The organism is Mesorhizobium sp. CA6, assembly GCF_020165035.1.
GTDB lineage: Bacteria > Pseudomonadota > Alphaproteobacteria > Rhizobiales > Rhizobiaceae > Mesorhizobium.
In genome coordinates this window covers 15,404-41,865 of the sequence record NZ_JAIUHI010000028.1, presented here as the reverse complement: position 1 = coordinate 41,865, position 26,462 = coordinate 15,404, and the positions used below count along the sequence as shown (strand labels likewise).

Sequence of the window (26,462 nt, the reverse complement as noted above, 5' to 3'; positions counted from 1 at the left end):
TCGTATTGATATGGATGTCTCACGTCAACAAGCCGCCTCCATCGATGACGCCGCACAGGCGCCGGCCGCCGAGAAGGGGCCGCGCGCCCGCACAAAGCGGCTGATGCTGGAAACGGCGACGAGGCTGATGCAATCCGGCATGACCCCTTCGGTCAGCGAGGTCGCGGAGGCGGCAGAGGTGTCGCGCGCCACCGCCTACCGGTATTTCCCGAGCCAGGCGGCGCTGGTGCAGGCCGTGGTCGATGAAGGGCTCGGCCCTATCCTTACCTGGAAGTCGACGTCCGACGATGCCGAGCGGCGCGTGGCAGATTTGTTCGCGACCGCGATGCCGCGCATCGAAGCCTTCGAGGCGACGTTCAAGGCGGCGCTGAAACTGTCCCTCGATCAATGGGCGCAGCGCCAGGCGGGCACGCTCGGATCCGAGCCGGCCTTCATTCGCGGTCATCGCGTCGACCTGTTGAAGGATGCGATCGCGCCGCTCAAGGGGCGCCTGAAGCCGCGCCAGCTCACGCGCCTTGCCCAGGCGCTGTCGCTGATGTTCGGCGTCGAGGTGGTCACGGTGCTGAAGGACATTTGGGGGCTGAACAGCGCCGAGATGATGTCGGTCGCGCAGTGGGCGGCAGGCGCGCTGGTGCGCGCCGCAATGGCGGAATCGGAGGCGAAATCGGCAGGAATGGCTGCGGCGCCTGGGGCGACGATCGAGTAAATCTGGTTCGACCAGATTGTGAGGACGATTTTGAATGTTAAATGGGGTGAGCTGGCCCTCACAAGGGGTCGGCGTATCAAGGAGTAGGAAAAACAAGGGAAAACAGGCAGATGCCATAATGGTGGGCTCGTTCGTCTGCTCCTAGCCTCCCAAGAAAGCGCTTGACGTCAAGCGGGAATTGGTAATACCAGATTTAGGACCGATAAAGCGGATCAAAGTGAAGGCTGCGATCCATTTCCGACAGGGTGGGAGGCCTGGACCGGAGAGGTGCCATCACAGGAGGAACTACCAAGGCCGGCTTCGCCGCCGGCTCGCATGAGACGGTAGAATGCGCACAAGGGAGGAAAACTATGCGCAAGATTATGACCAGCGTGATTGCTGGTATTGGGCTGGCGCTTGCCTGCGGGACATCCGTCCGCGCGCAGGATAAGGAACTCACCATCTTCTGGGCGGAATGGGACCCGGCGAACTACCTGCAGGAACTCGTCAACGACTACACGGCCGAAACCGGCGTGAAGGTCACCGTTCAGACGACGCCGTGGCCCGACTTCCAGACCAAGGCCTTCACCGAGTTCAACGCGCATGGCGACGCCTACGACATGGTCGTCGGCGACTCGCAATGGCTGGGCGCCGGTTCGACGCAAGGCCACTATGTCGACCTGACCGACTTCTTCAACCAGCACAAGCTTGGCGACGTGATGGCGCCCGCGACCATCAAGTATTACGCCGAATACCCGGGCGGTTCCAGCAAGTACTGGGCAATCCCGCTGGAAGGCGACGCGATCGGCTGGTCCTATCGCAAGGACTGGTTCGAGGACCCGAAGGAGAAGGAAGCCTTCAAGGCCAAATACGGCTACGACCTCGCGGTGCCGACGACCTATGCGCAGCTGCGCGACATCGCCGAGTTCTTCCACCGTCCGGATCAGAAGCGCTACGGCGTGGCCATCTACACCGACAATTCCTATGACGCGATGGCGATGGGCGTCGAAAGCGCCATCTTCAGCTATGGCGGCGATCTCGGCGACTACGCGACCTACAAGGTCGACGGCATCACCAACTCCAAGGAAGCCGCCGCCGGCCTCGACATGTACAAGCAACTCTACAAGTTCACGCCTCCCGGCTGGGGCAAGACCTTCTTCGTGGAAGACAACCAGGCGATCACCGGCGGCCTGGCCGCGATGAGCATGAACTTCTTCGCCTTCTTCCCGCCGCTGGTGAACAAGGCCACCAACCCCTACGCCGACGTCACCGGCTTCTTCGCCAATCCGGCCGGCCCGGACGGCAAGCGCTTCGCCGCGCTCGGCGGCCAGGGCATCTCGGTCGTCTCGTATTCGAAGAACAAGGACGAGGCGATGAAGTTCCTCGAGTGGTTCATCAAGGACGAGACCCAGAAGAAGTGGGCCGAGCTCGGCGGCTACACCTGCAGCCAGGCCGTGCTGAAGTCCGAAGCCTTCCAGAACGCGACGCCCTACAACAAGGCGTTCTACGACACGATGTTCATGGTCAAAGACTTCTGGGCAACGCCTGAATACGCCGAAGTGCTCGATCAACTGAACCAGAACATCTATCCGTTCGTGGTCGGCGGGAAAGGCACCGCCCAGGAGGCGCTCGACAAGACGGCCGCCGACTGGAAGGCGACCTTCACCAAGTACAATCGTTACAAGTAAGCATCGCAGTCAGAATGCCGGAGGAGGTTTCCCCCTCCGGCATTCCTGTTTTCAGGAGACAAAGTTGGCTTCGGTAGCCCTTACCAATCTTGATCCAGCGTCCAGGGCCGCCGCTCGCGGCTGGTCCGATCTGACCATCCGCAACCTGTTCATCATCCCGACGCTGGTCTTTCTGATCGTCTTCAACATTTTCCCGCTGATCTATTCGCTCGGCTATTCCTTCACGAACTTCGCCGCGAACCGCAGCGAACCCTGGCAGTTCGTCGGCTTGCAGAACTATCGTGAGCTGCTGAGCGACGATCATATCTGGTCGAACTTCGTCATCACCGCCAAATACGTGATCGTTTCGGTGGCTGGGCAGATGATCGTCGGCTTCGGCCTTGCGCTTCTGCTCAACCGCAGCTTTCCGATGAAGGGCCTGATCACCACGCTGCTGCTGCTGCCGATGATGATGTCCGCGGCGGTCGTCGGCCTGTTCTGGCAATTGCTCTACAGCCCGTCCTGGGGACCGATCAACTATGTCTTCGGCCTTGGCGACTTCGCCTGGCTCTCCAATCCCGACAGCGCGCTCTACGCGGTCGCGATCACCGATATCTGGATGTGGTCGCCTTTCGTCATGCTGCTGTCGCTCGCCGGTCTCTCGGCCGTGCCGCAGCATCTCTACGAGGCGGCCGCGATCGACCGCGCCGGGTGGTGGTACACCTTCACTCGCATCACCTTGCCGCTGGTCTCGCCGATCCTTCTGATCGCGCTGATCTTCCGCACCATGGAAGCCTTCAAGACCTTCGACATTGCCTACACCATGACCACCCAGCCGACCGCCGAGCTGATCGCGATCCGGCTCTACAAGCAGGCCTTCCAGCAGTGGGATACGGGCAAGTCCTGCGCGCTGGCCTACATCGTGCTGATCATGGTGCTGGCGATCACCAACCTCTACGTGAAGTATCTCAACAAGGTGAAGGAGCGCTGACATGGCCGCCGTCCGCACTTCTTCCGAGGTCGCCTTCAATCGCATCGCCATCGCCGCGGTGCTGATCGCGACGCTGATCTTCCTGGCACCGATCTACTGGATCGCCTCGACGGCCTTCAAGCCGAAGGAGCTCGCCGTCAGCGTCCCGCCCACCGTGCTGTTCGAGCCTGAGGTGACGCCGTTCGTGCGGCTCTTCACCAAGCGCGTGCAGATGCAGAAGCCCGTCGATCCGCAAGTCTACGATGCCGCGCCCTGGTGGGAAAAACGCATCTATGACGGCGGCGAGCGGGTGCTGAAGGTCGGCAAGGACGTGCAGCTTTCGCAATATCCCGACCGGTTCATGAACAGCCTGATCGTGGCTGTGATCAGCACGGTGCTCGCTGTGGGCATGGGAACCTTCACCGCGTATGGCTTCTCACGCTTCAAGATCGCGGGCGAGGCGGACCTTCTCTTCTTCATCCTGTCGACCCGCATGCTGCCGCCGGTGGTGGTCGCAATCCCAATGTTCCTGATGTACCGGATGGTCGGCCTCAACGATTCGCATATCGGCCTGATCATCCTCTACGTCGCCTTTAACCTGTCCTTCTCGGTCTGGCTGATGAAGGGCTTCATGGACGAGATCCCGAAGGAGTATGAGGAGGCAGCACTCGTCGACGGCTACACCCGGATGCAGGCCTTCTTCAAGATCGTGCTGCCCGAGGCCGCGACCGGCATCGCGGCGACTGCCGTGTTCTGCTTCATCACTGCCTGGAACGAATACGCCTTTGCGCTGATCATGACCAACCGGCGCGCCCAGACGGCGCCGCCCTTCATCCCCTCGCAGATTGGCTCCGGCCTGCCGGACTGGACGACGATCGCGGCGGGTACCTTCCTGTTCCTGTTGCCGGTCGCAATCTTCACCTTCCTGCTGCGCAACCATCTGCTTCGCGGCGTGACGTTCGGAGCAATCCGCAAATGAGTTTTCGCTCCACCAACGAGAAGTACCTGCTGCCGGCCTCGCAAATCCTCATGGTGCTGGGCATCGTAGCGCTCTGCCAACCATGGAGCCTCGGCCTGCATTCATACGGTGTGACGATCATCCTGATCGGGCTGATCGGCTTCAACATCACGTCCAAGATCGCACCGGAGCAGAGCGAGGAAACCGGCGCCGCGACGCATGAGGGAGCCCGCCAGTGACGCAGATCGAACTTCGCGGCATCGAGAAATTCTTCGGTGCCGTCCAGGTCATCCATAATCTGAACCTGGCCATCGCCGACAACGAGTTCATCGTGCTGCTCGGCCAGTCGGGCTGCGGCAAGACCACGACGCTGCGCGCCGTGGCAGGGCTGGAGACGATCGACCAGGGCGACATCCTGATCGACGGTAAGCCGGTGCAGCACCTCAAGGCGGCGGACCGCGACATCGCCATGGTGTTCCAGTCCTTCTCGCTCTACCCGCACATGACGGTGTTCGAGAACGTCGCCTTTCCGCTGCGTGCAATGCGCATGAGCAGCGGCGAAGTCGACAAGTCCGTGCGCGAGGTCGCCCGGGTCCTGCGCATCACCGATCTGCTCGACAAGAGGCCGTCGGCGCTCTCGGGCGGCGACATGCAGCGCGTGGCCATCGGTCGTGCGCTGGTGCGGCGCCCGAAGGCGATGCTGATGGACGAGCCGATCGGCGCGCTCGACGCCAAGCTGCGCGAGGAGATGCGCGCCGAGATCAAGCGCCTGCACGTCAAGCAAGGGTCGACCACGATCTATGTCACGCATGACCAGATCGAGGCGATGAGCCTCGCCGACCGCATCGTCATCATGCATGAAGGGTTCATCCAGCAGGTCGGAACGCCGGATGAGGTCTATTCGCATCCGGCAAACCTGTTCGTGGCGCAGTTCGTCGGCAGCCCGGTGATGAACATCGCCGAGGTCAATGTCGCGGATCAGGCGGGCACTGCCTCCGTAACCGTCGGCGATGCGCCGGCTGGCTTCGAGTTCCCGCGCCAGCTCCTGTCCAGGCTCAACGGGCATGCAGCCAATGGCGGCCTGACGCTCGGCATCCGCCCGGAGGGCGTACTCGTGCGACACGATGCGGCGCCCGGCTACATGCCAGTCGAGGCGAGCATCATCGAGCCGCTCGGGTCCTTCGACATTGTCGATCTCAGGCTCGGCTCCACGATGCTGCGCGCCCGCACCAAGGCGGGCTACGTCTCGGGCCCCGGTGAGAAAGTCCATGTCCGCATCGATCCCGAGCAGGCGCACTTTTTCGACACGGCAAGCGGCAAGTCGCTGGGAGTAAGGCTGTAATGGCCCATATCGAACTGAAGAACATCACCAAGAAATACGGCAGCCACACCGCGCTGACGGGTCTGAACCTCGACATAGCCGACGGCGAGTTCTTCGTGCTGCTTGGTGAGACCGGCGCCGGCAAGACGACGACGCTACGCCTGATCGCCGGACTGGATAAGCCGACCGAGGGGCAGGTTCTCATCGACGGCGTCGACGTCGCCGACTGGGGCGCGGCCGAGCGCGACGTCGCGCTGGTGCTGCAGCAATATTCGCTTTATCCGCGCTACACTGTGCGGCAGAACCTCGAATTTCCGCTGAAGCCGAAGATCCGCCGGCTGCCGGATGCCGAGATCAAGGACCGTGTCGCGCGCGCCGCCCGCACGCTCAGGATCGAACATCTGCTCGACCGCAAGACCGACCGGCTTTCCGGCGGCGAGATGCAGCGCGTCTCGATCGGCCGAGCGATCGTGCGCAAGCCGCGCGTGTTCCTGATGGACGAGCCGCTCTCGGCGCTCGACGCCAAGCTGCGCGAAGCGCTGCGCACGGAGCTGAAGAACCTTCAGATGCAACTCGGCGCCACGTTCCTGTTCGTCACGCATGACCAGATCGAGGCTATGTCGATGGGCGACAAGGTCGGCGTGCTCAACCATGGCCGCATCGTGCAGACGGGCACGCCGCATGAGATCTACAACAATCCGCGCGACACCTATGTCGCGAGCTTCGTCGGCTCGCCGCCGATGAACCTCATCGACGGCAGGCTGGTCAACGACCGCGCGGTGATGGCGCCGGTGAATTTCGAACTGCCGCTCACAATTGGCGCCAAGAGCTTTGGCGGGGGCAGGACGAGCGGCGCGGCCGACGGTCGCCCGCTCGTCTTCGGCATCCGTCCGGAGGACGTCTATCTGGAGAGCGGGGCTCCGGTCGAGGCACGCGTGCACGATGTCGAGAACCATGGCGTGGAAAAGATCCTGACGCTCAGGGTCGGCGACACGATGCTGCGGGCCACGGTGCCGGCCAGGACCGACGTGGCTATCGAAGAGCCGGTGCGCTTTGCCTGGAACCCCGACAAGGTGGTGATGTTCGATAAAGGCAGCGGTGTGAGTCTGCGGCACGCCGGATAGAAGTCGGACTTAGCCGGCGACCTTGCTGGCGGCCTTCCTGATGGGGCCCAAGCCGGCCGCAGAATAGGCCAGCCCGCTCGCCCTTGCGAGCATCGGCCCGGCGGCTCTCAGGAGCGTCGGGCCGTTAATTGGCTTCAAGCCGAGCGGCCGTCGAACTCGAACACCTCGATTGCGGTGATATCAACATCGTCAAGGCAGTTGATGTTGACATAGGCCGACCGTTCGTTGCCCTGGCCGACGTCCTCGGCAAAGGGGTGCATGCCGCATGTGCGGCAGAAGCGGTGCGCGATTTGAGCCTTGCCGAAGGTGTAGCGGCCGAGGTCGTCGCCCCAGGCGACCAGATTGAGCTTTTCATGCGGCACGGCCCACAAAAGCGCGCCCTTGCGTGAGCAGATCGAGCAATTGCAGCGCACGGCCATGCCGAGCTCGCCTTCGACCTCGAACGCCACCTTGCCGCAGTGGCAGCTGCCTTTGTACAGCATCAGCATCTTTCCATCGCTGGCAGGGTGCAAAGGCACACTTGCCGGGTTATCTCTTCGCCGGCCAAGACCAGGCCGCACGCTTAAAAGACGTTGCAATTTTGCAAGGCCCGACATCGAAAATGCAATCCATCCGCGACCGTCTTGAAATCATCCTGTCACGTCTTGCCAATCGGGCGGCCGACGAGAAGGTCTTTACGAAGCTCTATGCCGAGGCCGCGCGGGCAGCAGCCGATGCGTCCGATGCCCGCCGCAAGGCCGGCGTCAGCCTTGGGCCGCTCGACGGGCGCATCGTTTCGATCAAAGATCTGTTCGACGTCGCCGGGGAGCCGACGAGGGCCGGATCGCTGATCCGCGCCAGCGCCGAACCGGCGGCGCGGGACGCAGCGATCGTGCAAAGACTGCGCCAGGCGGGCGCGGTCATCCTCGGCAAGACCAACATGACCGAGTTCGCCTTCACCGCGATCGGCGACAATCCGCATCACGGCACACCGGGCAACGCTGCCGATGTCGGCCTGATCCCGGGCGGCTCGTCATCTGGAGCCGGCGTTGCGGTCGGCGAGGGCACAAGCGACATCTCGATCGGTTCGGACACCGGCGGCTCGGTGCGCATCCCCGCCTCGCTCAACGGCGTCGTCGGCTTCAAGCCGACGGCGCGGCGCGTGCCTTTGACGGGCGCCTTTCCGCTGTCGATGACGCTGGATTCGATCGGTCCGCTTGCCCGCAGCGTCGCCGATTGCGCGATCGCCGATGCGATCATGGCGGGGGAAGAGCCGGTGGCGCTTCAGCCGGTTTCGCTCGCCGGCCTGCGCGTCGGCATTCCACGCGGCGTCTTGTTCGGCGAAACGCAGGCGAAGGTCGCCGAAGCTTTCGAGGCCTGCATCGACAGGATCGGACGAGCCGGCCCCCGCGCCGCCGATTTGTCCATCGACGATCTTATCGCCGAGATGCGCGCAGCAACCAGGCGCGGGACGATCGCGTCCATGGAAGGCGCGGAGGTGCATGCCGATTGGCTGGCGGGCGGCGCCTCTGTGCCGGTCGATCCGCATGTCACCGGGCCATTGGCGCGCGCGCTGGCTGTCCCTGCCTCGGCCTACATCCGGACGATCCGCCGGCGCGCCGAGCTTGTGGCGGCCATGGCGGAACGGCTGGAGACGGTCGATGTTCTGGCATTGCCGACCGTGCCGATGGTCGCGCCGTCCATCTCCGCCATGGCCGGCGACGAAGCTCTGCGCGACAAGACGGAAGGACTGCTCTTGCGCAACACGCAGGTCGCCAACCAGTTCGACCTTTGCGCGATCTCGCTGCTGATGCCCGGCACGAACCTGCCGGCCGGATTGATGCTGGTGGGCAAGCACGGGCATGACAGACATCTGCTGCGCGTTGCCGCCGCGGTCGAGGCTTTGCTTGGCCGGTGACTGCGCAGGCCATCAGGATGCAAGTCCGGAAAGGCTGGCCCGCATCTCAGGTCTACGCCGTCGCGATGCTCGCCGCGGAACTATTCGCCGACCGGAAAACGCCGGCGATAGTGCTCGATAACTTCCGGATTGCGCAGATTGACGGGCAGCTTGCCGGCGAGCACCAGCAAGGCCTCGCCGGCGGCGCCGACACCCATGCGCATCATCGATTCCTCGGTGATGCCGGCCATATGCGGGGTGACGATGACGTTGTCGAAGCCGAAATAGGGATGGTTCGGCGGCAGCGGTTGGGTCGCAAAAACGTCGAGCGCAGCGCCGCCGATGCGGCCGGCACGCAGGGCTTCGATCAGCGCCTCATCATCCACCACCGGGCCGCGCGAGACATTGATCAGCAGCGTGTTGGGTTTCATGCGGGCAATGCGCTCGCGACTGATGAGGCCGCGCGTCTCCTGCGTCAGCGGACAGCAGAGCACGACGATGTCGCTTTGCTCGACCAGCGCGTCGATCGACAGGAAGCCGACACGCTCGGGCGCCGGACGCAGGCTGCGCGTGGTCGCCACGACATTGAGGTCGAAGCCGTGCGCGGCGATGTGGCCGACGGCCTGGCCGACTGCGCCGAGGCCGACGATTCCGATCGTCTTGCCGGCCAGCTCGCTGGTCGAGTTGGCGTGCTCGCGGCCGGCAAGCCAGCCCTTGGCGCGCAGGTCGCGGTCCATCACGCGGAAGCGCCGCAGCAGCGCAAGGGCGGTGAACATCACATGCTCGGCGACCGAGCGGGCGTTGACGGCGGGCACGTTCGCCACCAGCACGCCGGCGGCGGTCGCGGCCTCGACCGGGATCATGTCCAGCCCGGCGCCGTGGCGGATCGCTGCGCGCAGGGTCGAAGCACCCGCAAACAGCTCCGGCGGCAGCGGCGCGCGCACGATGACGATGTCGGCGTCGCGGGCCTCAGCGGTCAGCGTCTTGGGATCGAGCGCGGAAGCGATCGCAAGCCGCCCGGCGCCGGCCAGCATCGCCGTGGCGCGTGGGTGCAGCGGATACGTCGACAGGATCTTGCGCATGGGTTCCATTTCCGCATTTGTGCGATGCCAAGCTAAACGTCTGGATGCAAAATGCTCAAGGGCATTTCCCCGTTTCACGGACCGGAGAACTGCCCTGTCTCTGTAGGTTCACGCAGTTTCGGACGATAGGCTTCGGCAAAGGTGCCGAACCTGACCGTCCACACCTTCCTGGAATTGCTCAAGCCTTCTCGAGCGCCGCGCTTTTCGGCTCCATTCCGCGGCCTTCGATGATCCCCTTCCAGTAGCTCTCGGCGCCCTGCAAATGGGCATTCATCAGGGCCTGGGCGAGGTTGCCGTCGCGGCGCAGCAGCGCTTCGTAGATCTGGATATGCTCGGCATGCGAGCGCACCGAGCGTTCGGGATCGTTGAAATAGATCGGCAGGCGCTGCTCGCCCATCAGGTAATAGACGCTGCAGATGTTGTGGAAGACGCTGTTCTTGGTCGCGCGCACGATCTCGAGGTGAAACTCGCGGTCTTCCTTGGCGAGGCCTTCGCCGGCGGCGATGCGCTCTTCGGAAGCCTTCAGGATCTCGCGCAGGCGCTCGAAGTTCTCCTCGGTGGCGCGCGAGCAGGCAAGCTCGGCCGCCTTGATCTCGTGGATCTTGCGCAGCTCGACGGTCTCGTAGATCTGCACCGGATCGAGCGGCAGGCCGGCGCGGGCGAACAGCGCCAGCGCTTCCACGCTCGCCTGCTTGGTGTCGATATAGATGCCGGATTTGGCGCGCCGCTCGACGATACGCATGGCCTCGAGGATGGCGAGCGCCTCGCGGATCTGGCCGCGGCTGACGCCGAAATGTTCCGCCAGCTCTCGCTCGGAGGGCGTGCGGCCGGACTCCTTGTCCGAGTTGGAAAAGAGATAGGCGGCGAGTTCCGCGAGAAGGTTCTTTTCTTTCATCGTCAAATACGTTGCGCGTGCGCCTCCAGGAATCGCTCGGAGATGGTGAATCCCAATCCAGGCTTTTCAGGGATCGCTATCATACCGTCCTTCGCCTCGACAGTCTCCTCGACGAGGTCGTGGATCATCGGGTTGGCGCCGAGCGAATATTCAATGGTGAAGCTGGCGGGTGAGGCGGCACACACATGCAGCCCGGCAAAGAAGCAGGGCGCGCCGGCCCATAGATGCGGCGCGAAGCGCAGATTGAAGGCGCTGGCGATGGTGCCGATCTTCATCGCCTCGCTGATGCCGCCGCAGAAGGCGGGATCCGGCTGGAAGATGTCGGCCGACTTCAGCACAGCCAGATCGCGGAAGGCATAGCGCGTCGCCTCGCTTTCGCCGGTGGCGATCGGCGTCGATCCCGAGGCGCGCACGTCGGCCATGCCCGGCTTATCGTCGGCGGTCACCGGTTCCTCGAACCAGGCAAGGTCTAGATCGGCGGTGAGGTTGATGAAGCGCTTGGCCTCGGCGACGGTATAGGTGCCGTGCGCGTCGACCATCAGATCGACATCCGGCCCGATCGCCTGCCTTGCGGCGCGCACGCGCGCGGCCGAGACATGTGGGGCGCCGTCCATGGCGCCGATGCGCATCTTCAGCGCCTTGAAGCCGCCCTTGGCGATGTAGGATGTCAACTGCTCGCCGATGGCGTCGGCTGAGGCCCAGCCGCCCGAGGCATAGGCCTGCATGCGCTCGACCTTGCGGCCACCGAGCAGCCGCCACACCGGCTGCCCCAGCGACTTGCCGAGGATGTCCCAGAGCGCGATGTCGACGGCGCTGATCGCCGCCACGCTCATGCCGCGCCGCGCCAGCTGCGGCATGGCATGGCCGGCATGCGCCGCCGTCTCATGCCGCACGCCGTTATAGAGCATTTCCCAGATGATGCCGATGTCGGCCGGATCGCAACCGATCAGCTGCGGGCCGATCTCGTGGTTAAGCATATGGACGAGCGCGCCATAGCTGCCGGCGCTGCCGGCGGCGTTCTTGCCCTCGCCCCAGCCGACAAGGCCGTCAGCGGTCTCGATGCGCAGAATGGCGGCGTCGAACGTCGTCACCTGGCCGAAGTCGCTGCGATGCTGCTTCGCGACTTCGATCGGGATACGAACCCACCAGGCCTGGACGCTCTTGATGCGCATGTTTTCCCTTCGGCCCCTCCGCCCGCCGGGTGGAAGGGACAGGTTTCTACTTGATCAGCGGCAGCAGCGTTTCGGCGGTGATGCGCATCTGGTCGGTGTAGAATTTTTCCGTGAGCACGCTGGAGCCGTGGTCCTGGATGAATTTGAGCTGCTCGGGCGAGATGTCGACCGGATTGCGCTCGACCATCTCCGGATAGGGCGCCGCCGGCGTGCGGTCGACGGGCGCGACGAACTCGTTGGTCAGCGCGCCGTCATAGCCGACTTCCTTCAACGTGCGCACGATCTTCGGCCAGTCGATCTGGCCAAGGCCGGCTGCGAAGCGGTTGTTGTCAGCGACATGGAAATCGAACAGGCGCTTTCCGACCTGACGGATCGCGTCATAGACGTTAAATTCCTCCATGTGGATATGGTAGGCGTCGAGGCAGACGCCGCATTCGGGGCTCACCGCATCGGCGAGCGCCAGCGCCTGGGCGCCGCGGTTGAAGAGGTAGGTCTCGAAGCGGTTGAGCGGCTCAACGGCGATCCTGACGCCGACCTTCTTGGCATGGCTGAAACATTCGCGCGTGGCATCGACCACCCAGCCCCATTCCTCCGCCTCGGTGCCGTCCGGCACGACCTTGCCGACGGTCGCGGGCACCAGCGTGATGATCTCGCCATCGAGCTCGCTGACCATGGTGAGCACGTCCTTGACGTATTGGACGGACCGCTCGCGCTGGCCCTGGTCCCTGGCGGCGAGATTGCGCTCGCCGAGCATCAGAGTCACCGAGCCCCAGCAGCGGATGCCGTGCTCCTTCAGGAGCGCGCGCGTCTCCTTGGTCTTGTACTGCTCGGGTTCGCCGGAAATCTCGATCGATTCGTAGCCGAATTTCTTGATGCGCTTGAGCGTCACCTCCAGCGGTTCCGCCCGCATCCAATTGTGAGTCGAAAGATGCATGGTCTATCCTTCCCAGAATTCGCCTGTCACATTCTACCCCGCGACGCCTCCAGTAGAGGCGGGCGTATGATTCCTCCCCAAGGCGTTGCCAGCATTTTCCTCGAAACTGGTTCGACCAATTGGGCCCTCCATGACCTCTACAGCAAATTTTCATGCACGGCAACAAGTGGGCGGCTGAAGCTCTATCAGCCGAGCAATAGTCTGATTTTACGTGGTAATTCCACTTATCTGTTTGCAAGCTCGGCTCACCTCCGCGGTTTTAGGCCGCTTGACCGAATTCCGGGATTTGGTAATACCAGAATGGCGCAATGCATAGACGCCGACAGGGTTGACCAAACAGGCTGGCCCTCATTTCAATAGGCGCTATGCTTGGTCGCGAAAACAAACGAGGGAGGATGCCGATGCCGACGACGATGAAGGGCCCCGGCCTGTTTCTGGCGCAGTTCGCGGGCGACGCCGCGCCATTCAATTCGCTGGGTTCCATCACCAAATGGGCAGCGGGGCTGGGCTACAAGGGCGTGCAGATCCCGACCTGGGACGCGCGCCTGTTCGACCTCGAGAAGGCGGCGTCGTCGAAGGCGTATTGCGACGAGGTGAAAGGCGTCTGCGCGGATGCAGGCGTCGAGATCACCGAATTGTCGACGCATCTGCAGGGGCAACTGGTCGCGGTGCATCCCGCCTATGACGCGCAGATGGATGGATTTGCGCCGCCATCGGTGCACAACAATCCCACGGCACGGCAACAATGGGCTGTCGAGCAGATGAAGTTCGGCGCCAAGGCATCGCGCAATCTCGGGCTGAACGCCTCGGTGTCGTTCACCGGCTCGCTCGCTTTCCCTTACCTTTATCCGTTCCCGCAGCGCCCGGCCGGCCTCATCGAGGAAGCCTTCGGCGAACTCGGCAAGCGCTGGAAGCCGATCCTCGACGTCTATGAAGACAATGGGGTCGATGTCGGCTACGAGATCCATCCCTCGGAGGACGTGTTCGACGGCGCCACCTTCGAGATGTTCCTCGACGCGGTCGGCGGCCACAAGCGCTGCAACATCAACTACGACCCGTCGCACTTCCTTTTGCAGCAGCTCGACTATCTCGAGTTCATCGACATCTACCACGAGCGGATCAAGGCCTTCCACGTCAAGGACGCCGAGTTCAACCCGACCGGGCGGCAAGGCGTCTATTCCGGCTACCAGGGCTGGGTGAACCGTGCAGGGCGCTTCCGCTCGCTGGGCGACGGGCAGGTGGATTTCAGCGGCATCTTCTCCAAGCTCACCCAGTACAATTACGATTCCTGGGCGGTGCTGGAATGGGAATGCTGCCTGAAACATCCCGAGGACGGCGCCGCAGAAGGCGCGCCTTTCATCCAGCACCACATCATCCGGGTGACCGAGAAGGCCTTCGACGATTTCGCCGCCGGCACGACCGATAAAAAGCTGCTGCGGGCGATGATGGGGATTTGACTGCAGCTCCCCTTGAGGAGGTTCGGACCGCAGGTCCGGGTGGGGTTGAATCCCAAGTCGCAGCGGACTCTTACACCCCACCCCGACGCTGCGCGTCGACCCTCCCTACAAGGGGGAGGGTGAGGAACTAAAGAGAGAGGACAAGAATGGTCGGCGCATCGAAATCGGAAGCGGGAGGCGGCCCGATCCGCTATGGCATGGTGGGCGGCGGGCAGGGCGCCTTCATCGGCGCGGTGCATCGCATCGCGGCGCGCATGGACAACGACTTCGTGCTGGTGGCCGGCGCGCTGTCGTCGGATCCGGCGCGGGCCAAGGCATCGGCCGAAGAACTCGGGCTCGATCCCGCGCGCAGCTACGGCTCCTATGCCGAGATGGCCAAGGCCGAAGCCAAGCGTCCAGACGGCATCGAGGCGGTGGCGATCGTGACGCCGAACAACGTGCATGTGCCGGCGGCGAAAGCCTTCCTAGAGGCGGGCATCCATGTCATCTGCGACAAGCCGCTGGCGACGTCGCTGGCCGAGGCGAAGAAGCTTGCCGCCCTTGTCGAAAAGACCGGCAAGGTGTTCGTGCTGACCCACAATTACACCGCCTATCCGATGATCCGGCAGGCACGCGAGATGGTGGCCAAGGGCATGCTCGGCGATATCCGCATCGTGCAGTCGGAATATCCGCAGGACTGGCTGACCGAGGACCTTGCCGCCACCGGCCAGAAGCAGGCCTCCTGGCGCTCCGACCCCAAGCAGGCCGGCGCCGGCGGCGCGCTCGGCGACATCGGCACGCATGCCTATAACCTGGCTCGCTTCGTCTCGGGACTTGAGCTCGATACGCTCTCAGCCGATCTCGACGCCTTCGTGCCGGGGCGCCAGCTCGACGACAATGTCAACGTGATGCTGCGCTTCAAGCCGGTCGGCAACAAGCATCCGGCCAAGGGCATGATCTGGGCCAGCCAGGTGGCGCCCGGCCACGAGAACGGGCTGAAGCTGCGCATCTACGGCACCAAGGGCGGGCTGGAATGGGTGCAGGCAGACCCGAACTATCTCTGGTACACGCCGTTCGGCCAGCCGAAGCAGCTTTTGACGCGTGCCGGCGCGGGCGCGATGCCAGTGGCCGCGCGCGTCAGCCGCGTGCCGTCGGGCCATCCGGAGGGCTATCTCGAAGGTTTTGCCAACATCTACCAGGAAGCGGCCCGCGCCATCCGAGCGGCGCGCCGGAAAGGCGGCAAGCCGGCTAAGGATGTGGTCTTCCCGACTGTCGCCGACGGCGTCGAAGGCATGGCCTTCATCGAGGCTTGCGTGAAGTCGTCGAAGAAAAACGGGGCCTGGACGAAGCTGTAGGGACGGCTGCGTCGTCCAAGCGAGTCCCCCGGATTGCCAGCCGAATTGCGAAGGCAATTCGGGGCAATCCGACCTCTCCCCGAGGGGAGAGGAGACAAGCAACGCCGGCGCCGACCTCTTCTCCCCTCGGGGAGAAGGTGGCCGCGGAGCGGCCGGATGAGGGGGAGTGTGGCCCGCCAACGCAAATGGCTGGCTGCAAGCGGGGAGGGGGTGTCGATGAAAATCGGCATGTGCATGTTCTTGTGGACCACCAGCGTCTCGAGGAAGCACGAGGCGCTGTTGAAAGACATCAAGGCGACCGGCTTCGACGGCGTCGAGATACCCGTCTTCGTCGGGATGCCCGACGACTACAAGAAGTTGGGCGAGATGCTCGACCGCATCGGCCTGGAGCGCACCGCGGTCTCGGCCATGGGCGATCCGGCGATGAACCTGATCTCGCCGGACGTCGCGACGCGCAAGGCCGGCATCGACTACATGAAATGGGCGATCGACTGCAGCGCCGCGCTCGGCGCGGACACGCTCAGCGGCCCGCTGCATTCGACGCTCGGCGCCTTTTCCGGCAGCGGGCCGACTATCGCCGAAAAGAAGCGCTCGGTCGCCTCGCAACGCGCGATCGGCGACTATGCCGGCAAGAAGGGCGTGACCATCGGGCTCGAAGCGCTCAACCGCTTCGAATGCTATCTCGTCAACACCATGGCCGACCTGTGCGAACACATCGACGCGATCGACCGGCCGCACATCAAGGCGATGTACGACACGTTCCATGCCAATATAGAGGAGGCCGACCCGATCGGCGCCTATACAAAGCATCGCCGGAACGTTGTCCATATCCACATTTCGGAGAATGATCGTGGCGTGCCGGGGCGCGGCAACATCCCGTGGAAGGAGACGTTCTCCGCCATCCGCAAGAGCGGCTATGACGACTGGCTGACGATCGAATCGTTCGGGCGCTCACTGAAGGATCTGGCTGCGGCGACCAAGGTGTGGCGGGATTTCGCGGAAAGCCCGGAGGCGGTTTATCGCGAGGGGTACAGGCATATCAGGGACCGGTGGAAGAAGGCGGCTTAGGGGCCCTGCGCCTGATCCATTTTCTATTTGCCGTGGCAGCGGTTGCCAGGTGGTTCCCCCACTTCGTCTCGGCTTCGCCGAGCCACCTCTCCCCCCTCCGGAGGGAGAGGAAAGGAAGCCTGTTGGCGCCGGGAGAGGAAAAAGCCTCGGCCTTCGACGACAGGCGCGGATCGGACAGCTTGGCGCCTTTCCTCTACCCCGTCGATCGGGGGAGAGGTGTCGAGCGAAGCTCGACGGAGTGGGGGTCGACCTTTGGCGCAGGCGAGACGATGCTTGCGCTTCTGCGCCACAAGGTTACCCCTGCGTAGCCTGCAGCCGATTGTAATCGTGCAGCGTGCGGCTCAGCCTGCGGCGCAGGAAGTTCGAGATATTGTCGAAGATGAAGACGACGAGCAGCGTCAGCAGCACCATGTAGAAGACGTTGGCCCAGTTCGAATTGGTGCGCATCGCTTCCCATAGTTTCAGGCCGATGCCGCCGGCGCCGACGGCGCCGATGATGGTGGCGCCTCGGGTGTTCGATTCCCACTGGTAGAGCGTCTGGCTGATGAAGACCGGCACCACTTCCGGCAGCACGCCGTAGCGCTGCACCAGCAAGCCGTTGGCGCCGGTTGAAAGCACCCCTTCGCGCGGCTTGTCGTCGATGTTCTCCAGCGCCTCGGAATAGGTTTTGCCCAATGTGCCGATCTCGGTGAAGAAGATCGCGGCGCTGCCGGCCAGCGGTCCGGGGCCGAAGGCGCGGGTGAAGAACAGCGCCCAGATCAGCATGTCGACCGAGCGCATGAAATCAAAGAAGCGCTTCAGCACCTGGCTGAGCAGCCCGCTCGGCGTGATGTTGCGGGCGGCGAAGAAGGCAAGCGGGAAGGCGACGATGCCGCCAAGCAGCGTGCCGAGGAAGGCCATGACGATGGTCTGCAGGAGCTTCGTCCAGACATCGCCATGCTGCCACTGCGCGTTGTTCCAGATGTTGTCGGCGGCCAAAGCGAGGTTCGAGGTGCCTGGCTTGAGCTCTGGCCCGGAGGCGATGAGCGAGATGACCTCGCCGGCCGATTTGCCGAAGAAGGGCGAGCGGGTGTCGAAGACGAAATTTGCCCAGCCGAGGAAGCGCTTGCGCACCTTGACGCGATCGACGGTGACGCGCACCTCGCCGACAAAGCCCATCTTGGCGACGATCTCATCGTCATGGACGGTCACCCAGTCGGGCACCGGACCTGTAACCACCGGCTTGCCGCCGGTGAGCGATACCGGCACCGTCTGGCCGTTGGCGACGATCGTTGCCCTTGTCTTGTCGAAGGTGACGGACTTGTCCCGGCCGTCGATCAGGACGGTGAAGGTGCCGTCCGGATTCTTGATCACCCAGTCGGGATCAGGATGCTCGCCGAGCGCCGAGAAGCGCGGATATTTCGGCGTGATCTCGGGCTGGTCGAGCCGGAATTCCGGCTGCAGGTCGTAGCTGATCCATTGCGACAGGAAGAGCGGCAGGCGTTCCCAATGCGACTCGCGCAGCACCTGCGGCAGGCTGAAGAACCACAAGGCATAGGCGAGATAGAGCACGGTGCCGGCGATCAGCAGCAGCGGCCAGAAACGCTTATAGGCCGGCCGCTGGAATATCTGCGGATGGCGGCCTTCGATGGCGCTCAGTTCGGAGGCGGTTATGGCGGCCATTTCAAGCGCTCATCAGGAAGGCCTGCTCGCCGACGAGCTTGCGGCGCAGCCAGGCGGAGAACTGGTCGACCAGGAAGATGGTGACGAAGAGCAGGAGCACCAGCGCCAGCGTCTTGGCGCCGAAGCCGCGTGAAATGGAAAGCTTCAGCTCCTCGCCGATGCCGCCGCCGCCGACAGCGCCCATGATGGTCGAGATGCGCACGTTGATCTCGATCCTGAGCAGCGTATAGGACATGAAATTGGGCAACACCTGCGGCAGGTCGGCGAAGCGCACGCGTTCGAACCAGTTGGCGCCGACAGCACGCAGGCCCTCTTCCGCGCGCATGTCGATGTTCTCGTTGATCTCGTAGAACAGCTTGCCCAGCGCGCCGATCGAATGCAGGCCGATGGCGATGATGGCGGCGACCGGGCCGATCGAGACGATGGCTGCGAACAGGCCGGCAATGACGATTTCGGGGAAGGCGCGCAGCAATTCCATGAAGCGCTTGACGATGAGCCGCAGGACCGGGCTCGGCGTCAGGTTGCGCGCGGCGATGAAGGAGAAGGGAACGGCGAAGACGAAGCCGATGAAGGTCGAGACCAGCGCCACGTTCACCGTGGTGAGCATCAGCTCGAAATATTCAGGGATGTAGAAGCCGCCCCAGATGTAGACGCGGCCAAGCGGGAAATTGAATTCCTGCGTGCCCTTGTCGTTGGGCGAGGCGATGTCGAACAGGGCGCGCCAGACATCGTTCCAGTCTTTCGGGACCAGCCAACTCAGGAAATCGAGGATGTGTGGCAGCCGGTCGAAGAAATGGCCGGCATTGGCCTCGTCGGCGAACCACATGGTCGCGCACATGGCGACAAGCAGCAGGCCGACGCCAAGCGCGGTGTAGAAACGGCGCAGCGATGTCTGGCGCCGCCAGGCATCGGCCTGCTGGCGGGTGGCGTCGGAATGGAGTGTCGCTGATGTCATGATCGGGACATGCAAAAAGGGCGGCGTTTCGAACGCCGCCCTTTTTCCTGATGCCTTTAACCGCCGATGGCGGCTTTGCGGGCTTCGACGATGACGCTGTAGAAGTCAGGCTTCACCGGGACGTAGCCGGTGAAATCACCACCCTCGACGCCTTCGAAGCAGGCCTTGTCCTTGGCCGGCAGCGCGGTGAAGAAAGCGGTGAGCTTGGCGGTCATCTCGTCGCCGAGCGCGGTGCGGACAACCAGCGGGCCGTTCGGGATCAGGCCCGAGCGCCACACTTCGACGAAGTCGTTCGGGTCGACGGCGCCCTTGGCGACTTCCTTGTGGAAGGTGCCGGAGGTGTAGCCGTTCTTGAAATCGCCGATGCCGGAGGAATCGTCCACCGCCACGTCGACCTTGCCGTCGCGCACAGCCAGCACGTTGTTCTCATGGCCGCCGTTGAACTGTGTGGAGGCGAAGTAGGTTTCGTTGGAAGCGCCGGTGTCCTTCGGAATCTGGGTCAGCGGGATCAGATAGCCGGAGGTCGAATCCGGATCGGCATAGCCGAGCTTCTTGCCCTTGGCCGACTTGATGTCGGTGATGCCGGAAGACTTCAGCGCCAGGCCGATCGAATAATAGCCGGTCGAGCCGTCGGTCTGCTTGGTGGTGAGGATCGGCGTGACCGCCTTCGGGTCCTTGAGATAGACGCTTGCGTAACCGGACGCGCCGAGCTCGGCGAAGTCGAGCGTGCCGCCGAGCAGGCCCTGGATAACGCCGTCATAGTCGGCGGCCGGGAACAGCGACACCTTTTCGAAGCCGAATTCCGACTTCAGGTGATCGGCGAGGCACTGGTAGTTGCGCAGGCGGTCGGTCTCGTTCTCACCGCCGAGGATGCCGACGCGGAATTCCTTGATATCAGCGGCATGCGCGGCGCTGGCCGCCATGGCGAGCAGCGAAACCGCCCCAAAAACCATCTTCCTGAACATTTTGTCTCTCTCCTGTTGCTCCGGCTGCGCGCCGGCGGCGTTCTGATTTTTCAAGTCTTGCCTTTGACGCTGGCGGGCGATCCGGGTTGCTCTGCTGAAGTCCACGATTTGCCCGCACCGGCTGGGGCCGGGACGGTGGATTCAGTAGCCAGGAAAGGCTGGTTCGAGCGGTCCGGCGGATGCGGTGATCTTCGGCTTGATGGTCACGGCGGTCGACGTGATGGCTTCCGAGATCTCGGCGCCGCTGGCATCGGCGCCATAGACCGTGCGCACGGCATCGCGGTCGAGGTCTTCCGGAGCGCCGTCGAAGACGACCTTGCCGGCGGCCATGCCGATGATACGGGTGCAATAGGCGCGCGCCGTGTCCAGCGTGTGCAGGTTGGTGACGACGGTGATGCCTTCGCGCAGATTGATGTCGCGCAGCGAATCCATCACCACCTTGGCGTTGAGCGGGTCGAGCGAGGCGATCGGCTCGTCTGCCAGAATCACCTTCGGCTGCTGCATCATGGCGCGGGCGATCGCCACGCGCTGCTGCTGGCCGCCCGACAGCGTGCCGGCCGGCTGCAGCGCGGTGCGGGCGATGTCGAGGCGCTCGAGCGCGGCCACGGCCTCGGCGCATTCGGTGCGCGTGAACATGCCGAGCAGATTGGAAATCGTCGAGCGATGGTTGAGGCGCCCGAGCAGCACGTTGGTCAGCACGTCGAGACGTGGCACGAGGTTGAACTGCTGGAAGATCATGGCGCAGTCGCGCTGCCAGCGCCGCAGCGGCGAGCCCTGCAGGCTGGAAACCTCCGCGCCCTCAAAAAAAATCGACCCCTGGCTCGGATCGATGAGACGGTTGATCATGCGCAAAAGCGTCGACTTACCGGCGCCGGAACGGCCGATGATGCCGACCATCTGGCCGCGCGGGATCGAGATGTTGATATCGCTGACGGCGGTGTTCTTGCCAAATCGTCGGGTTACGCCGCGGATCTCAAGCGTGGCCGATGATGCTGACATACCAAAACTCCAGTCCGTCGCGCTTTTGCAGGTCTGTTAACCTTCGCTAGCGCAGGCCGATGAAGCTGGGGTGTCGGATTGATGTCAGTTTTGTTACGTCCCACAGGCTTGGAGATTCAACCAAGCACCAGCAATTCCTCGAAATGCTTCATGTCCTTGAAGCTGCAGAAGGCCGGAGGCTCGAGCTCGATCACAGGAGCCTCGCGTTCGAGGAACGACAGGCAGTCATCGAACAGATCCTGCCAGGCTGCGGCTCGCTCGTCGGCTAGACGGCGGATCTGATAGGCGAAGGTGATGTGGAAGACATAAGCGTCGTGGTCCGGATGGCGGTAGCCGAACGGCACCGACAGCGCGTTGCGCCACAGGCGCAGGATGCGCTCGTCCTCAGTGGAAGCACCGGCAACCGTAAGGCCGTTTGGCGTAACGCCGATGGTCTTGATACGAAACGGAGGGCAGGCCTCAAAGCCCTCCAGGCGCTGCAGATAGAGGCGGGTCATGTCGTCGATGTTGGTGTCGAGCGGCACGTCGGAGGGCCAGTAGGGGAGCCGGCGCCGGTATTCGATGATGCCCTGGAACAGTGTCATGTGCAGGCTTGAGACCGGCGTGAAGGCGAGGCGGTCCGCGTCCGGCATGGCGCGGATGCGCTCGCGCACCTCGATGATCGCAGCTTGCGAAGGCGAGCCGCCGACGAGGTGACTGACGACCGTGTTGCCGGGCTCGGGGAGGAAGTTGCCCGAGGTATCGTAACGGGTGCCGAGATGCACCGGCGCCGTCGGGTTGGTGCCTTCGAAAAATCCGGCGAGCGAGGGTCTGACTGTGGCGAGCATCGCGATCTCCTTGGGGAGATGGCGTCCTGTCCGAGTCATGTGTCAACGGTGTGAATGATGAATGGTGAATGGTGAATGGTGAATGGTGAATGGTGAATGGTGAATGGTGAGAAGGGCTTCGTTGCATTCACTATTGACCATTCACCATTCACCGCGCCTAGCCGCCATGCTTCTCCAGGAACGCCTCCGCCGACAGCTCGCGGAAATCGTCGAGCGCAGCGCGCAGCCTTGCATGGTCCCAGTCCCACCAGGCTAAAGCCTGGTAGCGCTCGGCGGTGCGGCGGTCGAAGCGCTCGCGGATCGGCTTCGCCGGCACGCCGCCGACGATTGTGTAGGGCGCGACATCCTTCGACACCACGGCGCCCGCGCCGACCGCCGCGCCATCGCCGACGGTGACGCCGGGCAGGATGGTCGAGCCATGGCCGAGCCAGGTGTCGTGGCCGATCGTGACGCGCCTGGCGCGGCGCTCGGCGAAGAACTCGCTTTCATGCTCGGCGTCGTCCCAATAATCGGAGGCGCGGTAGGTGAAGTGGTGCAGCGTCGGCCGCCATGTCGGGTGATTGGTGGCATTGATGCGCACGCTTGCCGCGATGTTGGAGAACTTGCCGATGGTCGCGCACCACACGGCGCAGTCCTGCATCATGTAGGAATAGTCGCCGAGCTCGCATTCGGCGACGCGGCTGCGCTCGGCGATCTCGGTCCAGCGGCCGAGCGTCGAGTTCTCGACCTGCGCCGTCGGATGGATCAGCGGCGCCTCCGAAAGCTTCTTCATGCGGCGATCTTTCCGGCGGCGAAGGCGGTGACGTCGATGACGCGGTCGGCGACAGCCTCGCGCACATCGAGGTCGTGGAAAATGCCGAGCAGGGCGACCCCCGCCGCCTTCTTGGCGGCGATGAGCTCGACCACGACATCGCGGTTCTTCGCGTCGAGCGAGGCGGTCGGCTCGTCGAGCAGCAGGATCGGATGCTCGGTGATGAAGCCGCGCGCGATGTTGACGCGCTGCTGCTCGCCGCCGGAGAAGGTCGCGGGCGGCAAGGCCCAGAGCTTTTCCGGCAGGTTGAGCTGCGCCAACAGGGCACGCGCTCTCGTCCGCGCGCTTTCCCTGTCCTCGCCGCGCTCGACCAGCGGCTCGGCGACGACGTCGAGCGCGGAGACACGCGGCACGGTACGCAGGAACTGGCTGACATAGCCGATGGTATGGCGGCGCACGGAAAGCACGGTGCGCGGGCTGGCGGAGGCGAGGTCGATCAACCCGCCCCCGTGCTGAACGATGATCTGGCCTTCATCGACCGCGTAGTTGCCGTAGAGCATCTTCAGGATCGAGCTTTTTCCGGCACCCGACGGACCGCCAAGCACCGCGCATTCGCCGGCGCGGATCGAGAAGGAGACACCCGTCACCACCGGCAGCGTGACGCCGTCGCGCAGATGCATGGTGAAGCTTTTGGCGACATCGGAGACAACGAGAGGAGTGGCCATCATCACACCTGCAGGATGGAAGAAACGAGAAGCTGGGTATAAGGCGCGCGCGGATCGTCGAGCACGCGGTCGGTAAGGCCGCTTTCGACGACGCGGCCGTCTTTCATCACCATCATGCGCTGCGACAGAAGCCGCGCCACGGCGAGGTCGTGGGTGACGACGATCGCCGCCAGCCCGAGATCGGTGACCAGCCCGCGCAATAGATCGAGCAGGCGCGCCTGCACCGAGACGTCGAGACCGCCGGTCGGCTCGTCCATGAACACAAGGCGCGGCCCGGTGACCAGGTTGCGGGCGATCTGCAGGCGCTGGCGCATACCGCCGGAAAAGGCGCGCGGCTCGTCGTCGATGCGGTCCTCGTCGATCTCGACGCGCGACAGCCAGTCGACGGCGGTGGCGCGGATCCTGCCGTAGTGGCGGTCGCCAACCGCCATCAGCCGCTCGCCGACATTGGCACCGGCCGACACCGTCATGCGCAGGCCGTCCGCCGGGTTCTGGTGGACGAAGCCCCAGTCGGTGCGCATCAGGAAGCGGCGCTCGGCCTCGCTCATGCGGTAGAGCTCGCGCCATTGGCCGTCGCGCATGCGGTAGCTGGCCGTGCCGGAGGAGGGCAGCAGGCGGGTCGACAGGCAGTTGAGCAGCGTCGTCTTGCCGGAGCCGGACTCGCCAACCACCGCCAGCACCTCGCCTGGCCACAGATCGAAGGTGACGTTCTCGCAGCCGACGCGCGAGCCGTAAAATTTGGACAGCGCTGAAACGCGCAGCAGCGGTTCGTCGGTCATTCGGCCGGCTCCGTTTTTTCAGAGGCTAGGTGGGTCTCGGGAGCAAGGTGGCCGTGATGGCCGTCGGCTCGCCGCTTCTCGCAGTGGTCGGTATCGGAGCAGACGAACATGTGGCCGCCATGGTCGTCGAGGATGACCTCGTCGAGATAGACATTCCCGGCGCCGCAGAGCGCGCAGGGCTGGTCGAAGGTCTGCACCTCGAAGGGATGGTCCTCGAAGTCGAGGCTGACGACGTCGGTGAAGGGCGGCACCGCATAGATGCGCTTCTCGCGGCCGGCGCCGAACAATTGCAAAGCCGGCGAGCGGTGCATCTTCGGATTGTCGAATTTCGGCGTCGGCGAAGGATCCATCACGTAGCGGCCTTCGACCTTGACCGGATAGGCGTAGGTGGTGGCGATGCGGCCGTGCCTGGCGATGTCCTCATAGAGCTTCACATGCATGAGGCCGTATTCCTCCAGCGCGTGCATCTTGCGCGTCTCGGTCTCGCGCGGCTCGAGGAAGCGCAGCGGCTCGGGGATCGGCACTTGGAAGACTAGCACCTGTCCTGCCGTCAGCGGATGCTCGGGGATGCGGTGCCGGGTCTGGATGATGGTGGCGGTTGCCGTGTCGGTGGTGACAGCGACATTGGCGACTTTCCTGAAGAAAGCGCGGATCGAAACGGCGTTGGTGGTGTCGTCGGCGCCCTGGTCGATGACTTTCAGCACGTCATCCGGACCGATGATCGAGGCGGTGACCTGGACGCCGCCGGTGCCCCAGCCATAAGGCATCGGCATCTCGCGCGAGGCAAAGGGCACCTGATAGCCGGGAATGGCGATGCCCTTCAGGATGGCGCGCCGGATCATCCGCTTGGTCTGCTCATCGAGATAGGCGACGTTGTAGGTGGCGATGTCGGTCATGGCGATCACGTCCGCTCTCTGCTATGAAATTGGCGCCCAAGACGCGGAAGGACGCCCGAATGGACTCTACCGGTTGGTTGCATCTTGGCGTGCTGCTGCTGGTGTTCGCCGGCTTCGCGACCTTTGCGCTGCGGAAAATGGTTCTCCCCGCGCCAAGGGAACCTCCGTACGGCGAGTCCTTCGGTGGCGGCGACTATACTGGCGGCTTCGACGGCGGCGGGCATTCCGGTAGCGGACACTGAAGTCATTCCGCCGCCTCGCGCTTCTCCTCGGCGGCCTTGTCCTCGTTTTCCCGCGCTTCGTATTCGGCGCGCATGCGGCGAACCAGGCCGAGCTCGGCCTGGAAGTCGACATAATGCGGCAGCTTCAGATGCTCGACGAAACCGGTGGCCTGGACATTGTCGGAATGCGAGATGACGAATTCCTCGTCCTGCGCGGCGGCGACGACATCCTCGCCAAGCTCCGTGGCGCGCAGCGCCCGGTCGCACAGCGCCATCGCCATCGCCTTGCGCTCGCTCTGGCCGAAGACCAGGCCGTAGCCGCGCGTGAACTGCGGCGGCGCCTTGGCCGAGCCCTTGAACTGGTTGACCATCTGGCATTCGGTGACGCGGATGGAGCCGAGCGGCACGGCGAAGGGCAGCTCCGGCACGTCGAGCTCCAGCTCGACCTCGCCGATGCGTATCTCGCCGACAAAGGGATGGTTGCGGGCGTAGCCGCGCTGCGTCGAATAGCCGAGCGCCAGCAGAAAACCTTCGTCGCCGCGCGACAACGCCTGCAGGCGGATGTCGCGCGCCATCGGGAATTGCAGCGGCTCGCGCGTGATGTCGCCGGGCACGTGGTCAAGCGGCATCTCGCCATCGGCTTCGATCAGGCCTTCATGGGCGAGGATCGCCGAAACGCGCGGCATGGCCTCCGGCTCGGCCAGACGCTGCGCCGGTATCTCGACCTCGGCGCCGGCGGCAAGCTCTGGATCGAGCAGGCGGTGCGTATAGTCGAAGGTCGGGCCGAGCACCTGGCCGCCCGGCAGGTCCTTGTAGGTGGCCGAGACACGACGCTCGACCTGCATGGCGCCGGTGTCGACCGGATTGGTGTAGCCGAAGCGCGGCAGCGTGGTGCGGTAGGCGCGCACCAGAAAGATCGCCTCGATCATATCGCCGCGCGCCTGGGTAACGGCGAGAGCCGCGAGCTCGCGATCATAGAGCGAGCCTTCGCTCATCACCCGGTCGACGCCGAGCGCCAGCTGCTCGACGATCTGGTCGAGGCGCAGCGCCGGTACCGAGCGGTCGCCGCGGCGGCGGTCGGCAAGCAGGCGATGCGCATTGGCAATGGCGGCTTCGCCGCCTTTCACCGCGACATACAT

Annotated in this window: 27 protein-coding genes; 12 read left to right on the top strand and 15 right to left on the bottom strand. The window is 64.0% G+C overall.

Features of this window, described 5'->3' with window-relative positions; all coding sequences use genetic code 11:
- Positions 1-10 precede the first annotated feature (10 nt).
- The 7 genes from LB526_RS28230 (at position 11) to LB526_RS28200 (ending at position 6,725) form a co-directional block, all read left to right on the top strand.
- Complete coding sequence (locus LB526_RS28230; RefSeq protein WP_224630496.1) at positions 11-706, top strand: TetR/AcrR family transcriptional regulator; 696 nt, start codon at positions 11-13, stop codon at positions 704-706.
- 350 nt (positions 707-1,056) lie between these two features.
- Positions 1,057-2,373, top strand: coding sequence for an ABC transporter substrate-binding protein (locus tag LB526_RS28225; RefSeq protein WP_140845147.1), 1,317 nt, complete (start codon positions 1,057-1,059; stop codon positions 2,371-2,373).
- Between the two features lie 64 nt (positions 2,374-2,437).
- On the top strand, positions 2,438-3,343 hold the full coding sequence (locus tag LB526_RS28220) for a carbohydrate ABC transporter permease (RefSeq protein WP_095769195.1): 906 nt from the start codon (positions 2,438-2,440) through the stop codon (positions 3,341-3,343).
- 1 nt (position 3,344) lies between these two features.
- A complete protein-coding gene (locus tag LB526_RS28215; RefSeq protein WP_095769196.1) occupies positions 3,345-4,301 on the top strand; it encodes a carbohydrate ABC transporter permease in 957 nt (318 codons plus the stop codon).
- A complete protein-coding gene (locus LB526_RS28210) occupies positions 4,298-4,519 on the top strand; it encodes a hypothetical protein (protein WP_095769197.1) in 222 nt (73 codons plus the stop codon). Before LB526_RS28215 ends, LB526_RS28210 begins: the two co-directional genes overlap by 4 nt.
- Complete coding sequence (locus LB526_RS28205) at positions 4,516-5,622, top strand: ABC transporter ATP-binding protein (protein WP_140845151.1); 1,107 nt, start codon at positions 4,516-4,518, stop codon at positions 5,620-5,622. The genes LB526_RS28210 and LB526_RS28205 overlap by 4 nt, the downstream gene beginning before the upstream one ends.
- A complete protein-coding gene (locus LB526_RS28200; protein WP_095769199.1) occupies positions 5,622-6,725 on the top strand; it encodes an ABC transporter ATP-binding protein in 1,104 nt (367 codons plus the stop codon). Before LB526_RS28205 ends, LB526_RS28200 begins: the two co-directional genes overlap by 1 nt.
- 134 nt (positions 6,726-6,859) lie before the next feature.
- Here LB526_RS28200 and LB526_RS28195 read toward each other — a convergent pair whose 3' ends face one another.
- The gene (locus LB526_RS28195) at positions 6,860-7,207 is read right to left on the bottom strand and encodes a GFA family protein (protein ID WP_224630495.1); all 348 of its coding nucleotides are present in this window, start codon (positions 7,205-7,207) and stop codon (positions 6,860-6,862) included.
- 119 nt (positions 7,208-7,326) lie between these two features.
- Here LB526_RS28195 and LB526_RS28190 point away from each other — a divergent pair, with 119 nt between their 5' ends.
- Positions 7,327-8,622, top strand: coding sequence for an amidase (locus LB526_RS28190; RefSeq protein WP_224630494.1), 1,296 nt, complete (start codon positions 7,327-7,329; stop codon positions 8,620-8,622).
- Between the two features lie 80 nt (positions 8,623-8,702).
- Here LB526_RS28190 and LB526_RS28185 read toward each other — a convergent pair whose 3' ends face one another.
- The 4 genes from LB526_RS28185 to LB526_RS28170 form a co-directional block, all read right to left on the bottom strand.
- Positions 8,703-9,683 (bottom strand): hydroxyacid dehydrogenase, encoded by a 981-nt coding sequence (locus LB526_RS28185; RefSeq protein ID WP_224630493.1) that lies wholly within the window; start codon positions 9,681-9,683, stop codon positions 8,703-8,705.
- A gap of 178 nt (positions 9,684-9,861) precedes the next feature.
- Positions 9,862-10,578: a FadR/GntR family transcriptional regulator gene (locus LB526_RS28180; RefSeq protein WP_140545878.1), complete on the bottom strand. Its 717-nt coding sequence runs from the start codon at positions 10,576-10,578 to the stop codon at positions 9,862-9,864.
- Between the two features lie 2 nt (positions 10,579-10,580).
- Positions 10,581-11,750, bottom strand: a complete 1,170-nt coding sequence (locus LB526_RS28175) for a mandelate racemase/muconate lactonizing enzyme family protein (protein ID WP_224610806.1) — start codon at positions 11,748-11,750, stop codon at positions 10,581-10,583.
- 46 nt (positions 11,751-11,796) lie between these two features.
- Entirely contained in the window at positions 11,797-12,684 is an 888-nt protein-coding gene (locus tag LB526_RS28170; protein ID WP_224546195.1) for a sugar phosphate isomerase/epimerase family protein, read from the bottom strand.
- A gap of 401 nt (positions 12,685-13,085) precedes the next feature.
- Between LB526_RS28170 and LB526_RS28165 the strand changes: the two genes are divergently transcribed.
- From LB526_RS28165 to LB526_RS28155, 3 genes are all read left to right on the top strand, one after another.
- Positions 13,086-14,141, top strand: coding sequence for a sugar phosphate isomerase/epimerase family protein (locus LB526_RS28165; RefSeq protein ID WP_224630492.1), 1,056 nt, complete (start codon positions 13,086-13,088; stop codon positions 14,139-14,141).
- Positions 14,142-14,287: 146 nt separating this feature from the next.
- Entirely contained in the window at positions 14,288-15,475 is a 1,188-nt protein-coding gene (locus LB526_RS28160) for a Gfo/Idh/MocA family protein (RefSeq protein ID WP_224630491.1), read from the top strand.
- A 216-nt stretch (positions 15,476-15,691) separates the two neighbouring features.
- On the top strand, positions 15,692-16,543 hold the full coding sequence (locus tag LB526_RS28155) for a sugar phosphate isomerase/epimerase family protein (protein ID WP_224630490.1): 852 nt from the start codon (positions 15,692-15,694) through the stop codon (positions 16,541-16,543).
- Positions 16,544-16,837: 294 nt separating this feature from the next.
- Here LB526_RS28155 and phnE (LB526_RS28150) read toward each other — a convergent pair whose 3' ends face one another.
- From phnE (LB526_RS28150) to LB526_RS28110, 9 genes are all read right to left on the bottom strand, one after another.
- A complete protein-coding gene (gene phnE, locus LB526_RS28150) occupies positions 16,838-18,205 on the bottom strand; it encodes a phosphonate ABC transporter, permease protein PhnE (RefSeq protein ID WP_224630489.1) in 1,368 nt (455 codons plus the stop codon).
- 1 nt (position 18,206) lies between these two features.
- The gene (phnE, locus tag LB526_RS28145) at positions 18,207-19,160 is read right to left on the bottom strand and encodes a phosphonate ABC transporter, permease protein PhnE (RefSeq protein WP_224630488.1); all 954 of its coding nucleotides are present in this window, start codon (positions 19,158-19,160) and stop codon (positions 18,207-18,209) included.
- 56 nt (positions 19,161-19,216) lie between these two features.
- Positions 19,217-20,125: a phosphonate ABC transporter substrate-binding protein gene (gene phnD, locus LB526_RS28140; protein WP_095769301.1), complete on the bottom strand. Its 909-nt coding sequence runs from the start codon at positions 20,123-20,125 to the stop codon at positions 19,217-19,219.
- 141 nt (positions 20,126-20,266) lie between these two features.
- On the bottom strand, positions 20,267-21,124 hold the full coding sequence (gene phnC, locus LB526_RS28135) for a phosphonate ABC transporter ATP-binding protein (RefSeq protein WP_224610815.1): 858 nt from the start codon (positions 21,122-21,124) through the stop codon (positions 20,267-20,269).
- Positions 21,125-21,240: 116 nt separating this feature from the next.
- Positions 21,241-21,951, bottom strand: a complete 711-nt coding sequence (locus tag LB526_RS28130; protein WP_224630487.1) for a DUF1868 domain-containing protein — start codon at positions 21,949-21,951, stop codon at positions 21,241-21,243.
- A gap of 157 nt (positions 21,952-22,108) precedes the next feature.
- Positions 22,109-22,723 carry a DapH/DapD/GlmU-related protein gene (locus tag LB526_RS28125; protein ID WP_224630486.1) on the bottom strand — a complete coding sequence of 205 codons (615 nt, stop codon included), beginning with the start codon at positions 22,721-22,723 and terminating at the stop codon, positions 22,109-22,111.
- Positions 22,720-23,427, bottom strand: coding sequence for a phosphonate C-P lyase system protein PhnL (gene phnL / locus LB526_RS28120; RefSeq protein ID WP_095769302.1), 708 nt, complete (start codon positions 23,425-23,427; stop codon positions 22,720-22,722). The genes LB526_RS28125 and phnL overlap by 4 nt, the downstream gene beginning before the upstream one ends.
- A gap of 2 nt (positions 23,428-23,429) precedes the next feature.
- Positions 23,430-24,206, bottom strand: coding sequence for a phosphonate C-P lyase system protein PhnK (gene phnK / locus LB526_RS28115; protein ID WP_042640728.1), 777 nt, complete (start codon positions 24,204-24,206; stop codon positions 23,430-23,432).
- The gene (locus tag LB526_RS28110; RefSeq protein ID WP_224532071.1) at positions 24,203-25,102 is read right to left on the bottom strand and encodes an alpha-D-ribose 1-methylphosphonate 5-phosphate C-P-lyase PhnJ; all 900 of its coding nucleotides are present in this window, start codon (positions 25,100-25,102) and stop codon (positions 24,203-24,205) included. The genes phnK and LB526_RS28110 overlap by 4 nt, the downstream gene beginning before the upstream one ends.
- Before the next feature lie 59 nt (positions 25,103-25,161).
- Here LB526_RS28110 and LB526_RS28105 point away from each other — a divergent pair, with 59 nt between their 5' ends.
- A complete protein-coding gene (locus LB526_RS28105; RefSeq protein WP_224532070.1) occupies positions 25,162-25,344 on the top strand; it encodes a hypothetical protein in 183 nt (60 codons plus the stop codon).
- Positions 25,345-25,346: 2 nt separating this feature from the next.
- On the opposite strand, the gene LB526_RS28100 is transcribed toward LB526_RS28105, so the two are convergent.
- Positions 25,347-26,462: a carbon-phosphorus lyase complex subunit PhnI gene (locus tag LB526_RS28100; protein WP_224532069.1), complete on the bottom strand. Its 1,116-nt coding sequence runs from the start codon at positions 26,460-26,462 to the stop codon at positions 25,347-25,349.

Coding starts and splice junctions, on each gene's coding strand:
- LB526_RS28230 (WP_224630496.1), top strand. CDS start 11: ATGGATGTCTCACGTCAACAAGCCGCCTCCATCGATGACGCCGCACAG.
- LB526_RS28225 (WP_140845147.1), top strand. CDS start 1,057: ATGCGCAAGATTATGACCAGCGTGATTGCTGGTATTGGGCTGGCGCTT.
- LB526_RS28215 (WP_095769196.1), top strand. CDS start 3,345: ATGGCCGCCGTCCGCACTTCTTCCGAGGTCGCCTTCAATCGCATCGCC.
- LB526_RS28210 (WP_095769197.1), top strand. CDS start 4,298: ATGAGTTTTCGCTCCACCAACGAGAAGTACCTGCTGCCGGCCTCGCAA.
- LB526_RS28200 (WP_095769199.1), top strand. CDS start 5,622: ATGGCCCATATCGAACTGAAGAACATCACCAAGAAATACGGCAGCCAC.
- LB526_RS28195 (WP_224630495.1), bottom strand. CDS start 7,207: ATGCTGTACAAAGGCAGCTGCCACTGCGGCAAGGTGGCGTTCGAGGTC.
- LB526_RS28190 (WP_224630494.1), top strand. CDS start 7,327: ATGCAATCCATCCGCGACCGTCTTGAAATCATCCTGTCACGTCTTGCC.
- LB526_RS28185 (WP_224630493.1), bottom strand. CDS start 9,683: ATGCGCAAGATCCTGTCGACGTATCCGCTGCACCCACGCGCCACGGCG.
- LB526_RS28180 (WP_140545878.1), bottom strand. CDS start 10,578: ATGAAAGAAAAGAACCTTCTCGCGGAACTCGCCGCCTATCTCTTTTCC.
- LB526_RS28175 (WP_224610806.1), bottom strand. CDS start 11,750: ATGCGCATCAAGAGCGTCCAGGCCTGGTGGGTTCGTATCCCGATCGAA.
- LB526_RS28170 (WP_224546195.1), bottom strand. CDS start 12,684: ATGCATCTTTCGACTCACAATTGGATGCGGGCGGAACCGCTGGAGGTG.
- LB526_RS28165 (WP_224630492.1), top strand. CDS start 13,086: ATGCCGACGACGATGAAGGGCCCCGGCCTGTTTCTGGCGCAGTTCGCG.
- LB526_RS28160 (WP_224630491.1), top strand. CDS start 14,288: ATGGTCGGCGCATCGAAATCGGAAGCGGGAGGCGGCCCGATCCGCTAT.
- LB526_RS28155 (WP_224630490.1), top strand. CDS start 15,692: ATGAAAATCGGCATGTGCATGTTCTTGTGGACCACCAGCGTCTCGAGG.
- phnE (WP_224630489.1), bottom strand. CDS start 18,205: ATGGCCGCCATAACCGCCTCCGAACTGAGCGCCATCGAAGGCCGCCAT.
- phnE (WP_224630488.1), bottom strand. CDS start 19,160: ATGACATCAGCGACACTCCATTCCGACGCCACCCGCCAGCAGGCCGAT.
- phnD (WP_095769301.1), bottom strand. CDS start 20,125: ATGTTCAGGAAGATGGTTTTTGGGGCGGTTTCGCTGCTCGCCATGGCG.
- phnC (WP_224610815.1), bottom strand. CDS start 21,124: ATGTCAGCATCATCGGCCACGCTTGAGATCCGCGGCGTAACCCGACGA.
- LB526_RS28130 (WP_224630487.1), bottom strand. CDS start 21,951: ATGCTCGCCACAGTCAGACCCTCGCTCGCCGGATTTTTCGAAGGCACC.
- LB526_RS28125 (WP_224630486.1), bottom strand. CDS start 22,723: ATGAAGAAGCTTTCGGAGGCGCCGCTGATCCATCCGACGGCGCAGGTC.
- phnL (WP_095769302.1), bottom strand. CDS start 23,427: ATGGCCACTCCTCTCGTTGTCTCCGATGTCGCCAAAAGCTTCACCATG.
- phnK (WP_042640728.1), bottom strand. CDS start 24,206: ATGACCGACGAACCGCTGCTGCGCGTTTCAGCGCTGTCCAAATTTTAC.
- LB526_RS28110 (WP_224532071.1), bottom strand. CDS start 25,102: ATGACCGACATCGCCACCTACAACGTCGCCTATCTCGATGAGCAGACC.
- LB526_RS28105 (WP_224532070.1), top strand. CDS start 25,162: ATGGACTCTACCGGTTGGTTGCATCTTGGCGTGCTGCTGCTGGTGTTC.
- LB526_RS28100 (WP_224532069.1), bottom strand. CDS start 26,462: ATGTATGTCGCGGTGAAAGGCGGCGAAGCCGCCATTGCCAATGCGCAT.